Genomic DNA, 4,271 nt, shown 5'->3' with positions numbered 1-4,271 from the left:
TGGTGGCGCGGTACACGCCGAAGCTGGCGGAGAAGCCGTTCGTGTTGGGCAATACCTACGACGACGGTCTCGGTATTCGGCTGGGCATGTCGGTGGGTGGCGCCACCAGACACATGGACCAGGTGTTCATCACCGCACCGGTCTACCCGCCGGCGATCCTGCTCACCGGGATCATCGTCAACAACCTCGGCAAACGGTTCGTCGCCGAGGACTCCTACCACTCCCGCACCTCGGGGTTCGTGATGGACCAGCCGGACAGCGCAGCGTTTTTGATCGTCGACGAGACGCACCTGCAGCGTCCGCAGGTGCCGCTGGTGCCGTTGATCGACGGTTGGGAGACCATACCCGAGATGGAAGCAGCACTGGGCATTCCGACAGGCAATCTGGTAGCGACGCTTGACCGCTACAACACCTATGCCGCGCGCCGCGAAGACCCCGACTTCCACAAGCAACCAGAATTCCTTGCACCCCAGGATAATCCACCGTGGGGTGCCTTCGATCTGTCGCTGGGCAAAGCGATGTATGCCGGGTTCACCGTCGGCGGGCTGGCCACCTCGGTGGACGGCCAGGTGCTACGCGAGGACGCCACGCCCGTTCGGGGTCTGTACGCGGTCGGGGCGTGCGCCTCGAACATCGCGCAGGACGGCAAGGGATATGCCAGTGGCACCCAGTTGGGGGAGGGCTCGTTCTTCGGCCGTCGCGCCGGGGCGCATGCGGCCGCCTGCGCTCGCGAAGCTAGACGGGGCTCGGCTCCTGCTCGGCGCGGCTCAACTCCCACCGGCCTTCGCCGAGCAGCTCCAAAATATGCCGGTGGTGGCGCTGGATCGTTCGCCGGTGGCTCACGCTGACCACGACGGTCTGCGGCAATTCGCTGCGCAGTAGCCGATACAGCGTGAGTTCCAGGCCTTCGTCGAGGGCGGAGGTCGATTCGTCGAGGAACACCGCCTTGGGCCTGGTCAGCAGGATGCGGGCAAACGCCACCCGCTGCTGTTCGCCGGGTGAGAGCACCTTAGCCCAGTCGGCGACCTCGTCGAGACGGTCGACAAGTTGGGGGAGGGCCACCTTGACCAGAATCTCCGCAAGCTCAGCGTCGGGGATCTCACCGGCCGACGAAGGGTAGGACACTACTGCGCGCAGATCGCCCAGCGGGACATAGGGCAGCTGGGATAGAAACATCGTTTCGTTGGTCAAATCCGGTCGCCGCAGCGTGCCGGACGCGTAGGGCCACAACTGTGCGAGGCTGCGCAGCAACGTCGTCTTTCCGCTGCCCGACGGTCCGGTGATCATCAACGCGTCGCCGACGTCGAGATGGACATCGAGGGAATCGATCAGCGGATCGCCGGCGGGGGTGCGCACCTCGACGCCCTCGATGTCGACCGAGCCCTCCGGGCTGGGCTTGGCGAGCAGCTCAGGAAGTTCGCGGGCCCCTCGATCGATCTCCACCAACCCGTTCAGACGGATGATCACAGCGCGATAGCTGGCGAAGTTGTCGTAGGCGTTGCGGAAGAAGGACAGTGAGTCGTGGATATTGCCGAACGCGATCGCGGTCTGCGACACGTCGCCGAACATGATCTGTCCGGAGAACAGCCGCGGCGCTTGGATCACCCACGGCAGCGGGACTATCGCCTGGCTCACCGACAGGTTCCAACCGGCGAACCCGATGGTCCGGTTCACGAAACGAAGATAATTGTCGATGATCGCGCCGAACCGCTCCCGCAGCTGCAACCGCTCGGCCAGCTCACCCCGGTAGAAGGCGACCGCCTCCGCGGCGTCGCGGACCCGGACCAGTGCATACCGGAAGGCGGCGTTGGTGAGCTCGTTGCGGAAGCTCAACTGGATCAGCGGGCGGCCGATAGCGAAGGCGACCACGGTCGCGACCATGACGTAGACGATTACGATCCAGAACATCGCCCGGGGTATGCCGAACTCGAACACGGTGAGGGTGCCGGACAGATTCCACAAGATGGCCGCGAACGACACCACCGAGACCATGGACTGGACCGCACCGAACAACAGAATGCTGCCGGTCCCGTTGACCGGAGCGTTCGGGTTGGCGCCGTAACCGGCGGTGAAGATGTCGATGTCTTGTTGGATGCGCTGGTCGGGGTTGTCGATAGCACCTTCGAGGGCTTCGTCGAACTCGTCATCGAACTCATCGCCCTTGGCCGCGTCGACCGAGCCCTCGACGAAATGCGCGCGATAGTAGGCACGGCCGTCGAGCCAGTCGCCGGTGAGGCGATCGGTGAGCCAGACCCGCCAGGCGACCATGAAGTGCTGCGCGAGGTAGATGTCACCCATCACCCGCGCCACATGCAGCACCGCCATCACACTGAAGATGCCGATCGACATCCAAAACCCGTGTACGCCAGACCGCTTCACCGCGTCGTTGCCTGCCGCGGCCCCCTGGAATGCGGTCTGCAGCGACGAGTACATGTCGTTGCCCTGATAGCTGAACAGCACGTTGAGGCGGACCGCGATGATCACCGACAACAGCAGTACGGCCAGCATCAGCCAGACGCGGAGGCTGTCGCCTCCGGTGAAGTAGGCACCGGAGACCCGCCAGAACTGGCGGGCCCATGGCATGGTTACCCGGACCACCGCCAGCACGCCGACGACACAGACCGCGCTAATCGCCCAGGCCACCGCTATCCACACCAGCGAATCAGGCAGGGCATGACCCCAGTCGATGGACGGCTTGAAGAGCTTCGAGTCCACTTCGATGTCTCCTTAGCGTCGGGTGTTTCCCGGCCGGCACCCGTTGAAATTCCCTGCGCGAACCTACCGCAGTGCCGCAATCCCATTGCGAGCATGCGCAGAGTCGCACGTGCAGGGCATCCGCCGTGCGACTCTGCGCATGCTCGCTCCGAGTGACGTCGCGTACGGTTGTCCTGTGGCGAGTACCTCCCGGACGACCTCCAAAGCCACCGGCGCCAAGCCCGGTCGACTGAGCGGCACGTTCTGGAAGCTGCTCGGTGCCAGCACTGAGAAGAACCGAAGCCGCACCATGGCCGAGGTCGAGGCCGCCGCCAACTACGACCAGAAGGCCGCCGGGCTCGACGACGAGCAGCTGCGCAAGGCCGCGCAGCTGCTCGACCTTCACCATCTGGCGGACTCGACCGACGTCCCGCAATTTCTGGCGATCGCCCGCGAGGCCGCCGAGCGCAACATCGGGCTGCGGCCCTTCGACGTGCAGCTGCAGGGCGCGCTGCGGATGCTGGCCGGCGACGTGATCGAGATGGCCACCGGGGAGGGCAAGACTCTCTCCGGGGCGATCGCGGCCGCCGGTTATGCGATCGGCGGCCGGCATGTGCACGTCGTCACCATCAACGACTACCTGGCCCGTCGCGACGCCGAGTGGATGGGCCCGCTGCTGGAAGCGCTGGGCCTGACCGTCGGCTGGATCACCGCCGAATCGACCGCCGCGGAGAGGCGTGCGGCCTACCGGTGCGATGTCACCTACGCGTCGGTCAACGAGATCGGCTTCGACGTGCTGCGCGACCAGCTGGTGACCGACGTCGAGGATCTGGTCTCCCCCGATCCCGATGTGGCACTGATCGACGAGGCCGACTCGGTGCTGGTCGACGAGGCGCTGGTGCCGCTGGTGCTGGCCGGTACCACCCACCGTGAGACACCGCGGCTGGAGATCGTCGAACTGGTCGGCCGGATGCGGCCGGGAGTGGACTACGACAGCGACACAGACCGGCGCAACATCCACCTCACCGAACGGGGCGCCCGCAGAGTCGAGCGGGCGCTGGGCGGCATCGACCTGTACTCCGAGGAGCACGTCGCCACCACGCTGACCGAGGTCAACGTCGCACTGCACGCCCACGTGCTGTTGCAGCGTGACGTGCACTACATCGTCCGCGACGGAAAGGTGGCGCTGATCAACGCCTCCCGCGGCCGCATCGCGCAGCTGCAACGCTGGCCGGACGGGTTGCAGGCCGCGGTGGAAGCCAAGGAGGGCATCGAGACCACCGAGACCGGCGAGGTGTTGGACACCATCACGGTGCAGGCTCTGGTCAACCGATATCCCACCGTGTGCGGGATGACCGGGACCGCGCTGGCAGCCGGTGAGCAGCTGCGCCAGTTCTACAAACTCGGCGTATCCCCGATCCCGCCGAACGAACCGAACATCCGCACCGACGAGACGGACCGGGTCTACATCACCGCCGCAGCCAAGAACGACGCCATCATCGCCCACATCGCCGAGGTGCACGCCACCGGACAGCCGGTGCTGGTCGGGACCCACGACGTGGCCGAGTCCGAGGAAC

Annotated in this window: 3 protein-coding genes; 2 read left to right on the top strand and 1 reads right to left on the bottom strand. The window is 65.8% G+C overall.

The window, feature by feature from the left end:
• Positions 1–848 (top strand): FAD-binding protein (locus AC2VOP_RS00935; protein WP_486959218.1); only part of this gene is annotated, 848 nt, incomplete at its 5' end.
• Here the strand turns inward: AC2VOP_RS00935 and AC2VOP_RS00930 are convergent.
• A complete protein-coding gene (locus AC2VOP_RS00930; protein WP_486959217.1) occupies positions 736–2,715 on the bottom strand; it encodes an ABC transporter ATP-binding protein/permease in 1,980 nt (659 codons plus the stop codon). The genes AC2VOP_RS00935 and AC2VOP_RS00930 overlap by 113 nt on opposite strands.
• Positions 2,716–2,890: 175 nt before the next feature.
• Here AC2VOP_RS00930 and secA2 point away from each other — a divergent pair.
• Positions 2,891–4,271 (top strand): accessory Sec system translocase SecA2 (gene secA2, locus AC2VOP_RS00925; RefSeq protein WP_486959216.1); only part of this gene is annotated, 1,381 nt, incomplete at its 3' end.

Source organism: Mycobacterium sp. TH-M106 (assembly GCF_057473765.1).
Note: the sequence above shows the minus strand (reverse complement) of the source record. Positions and strands in the feature narration are given on the sequence as shown.